The sequence below is a fragment of the Mesorhizobium sp. M4A.F.Ca.ET.050.02.1.1 genome (genome assembly GCF_003997725.1).
GTDB lineage: Bacteria > Pseudomonadota > Alphaproteobacteria > Rhizobiales > Rhizobiaceae > Mesorhizobium.
In genome coordinates this window covers 1-752 of the sequence record NZ_RZSG01001350.1, presented here as the reverse complement: position 1 = coordinate 752, position 752 = coordinate 1, and the positions used below count along the sequence as shown (strand labels likewise).

Genomic DNA, 752 nt, shown 5'->3' with positions numbered 1-752 from the left:
GGTAAGCACCTTGGCGCCTTTCGACACCGCATCCTCGACATGGCTCTCGACCTTCGCCAACCCCTTGTCGTCGATCAACGGCCCGACCATCACGCCAGCCTCGAAGCCGTCGCCAACCGGCATCGCGGCGACCTTTGCCGCGAGCCTGGCGGCGAAGGCGTCATAGACGCCGGACTGGACGTAGAGGCGGTTGGCGCAGACGCAGGTCTGGCCGGCATTGCGGTACTTGGAGGCGAGCGCGCCTTCGACCGCGGCGTCGAGATCGGCATCGTCGAAGACGATGAACGGCGCATTGCCGCCGAGCTCGAGGCTGACCTTCTTGATCTGGTCAGCGCACTGGCGCATCAGGATGCGGCCGACCTCGGTCGAGCCGGTGAAGCTGATCTTGCGCACCTTGTCGTTGCCGCACAGTTCCTTGCCGATGGCCGGACCATCTTCCCCGACGATGACGTTGAAGACGCCGGCAGGCACGCCGGCCTGCTCGGCGAGGACGGCCAGCGCCAGCGCCGAAAGCGGCGTCTGTTCGGCCGGCTTGGAGACGACCGTGCAGCCGACGGCGAGCGCAGGCGCGACCTTGCGCGCGATCATCGCGGCGGGGAAATTCCATGGCGTGATCGTGCCGACGACGCCGACAGGCTGCTTGATGACGATCATGCGCTTGTCGTTCGACGGTGCCGGGATCGTCTCGCCGTAGACGCGCTTGGCTTCCTCCGCGTACCACTCGACATAGGCTGCGGCGTAGAGGATCTCGC

The 752-nt window shown here is 66.5% G+C and carries 1 protein-coding gene; it reads right to left on the bottom strand.

What is annotated here, in order from left to right; genetic code table 11:
* On the bottom strand, positions 1 to 752 hold a 752-nt coding region (locus EOA33_RS37430), incomplete at both ends, for an aldehyde dehydrogenase family protein (protein ID WP_127407835.1).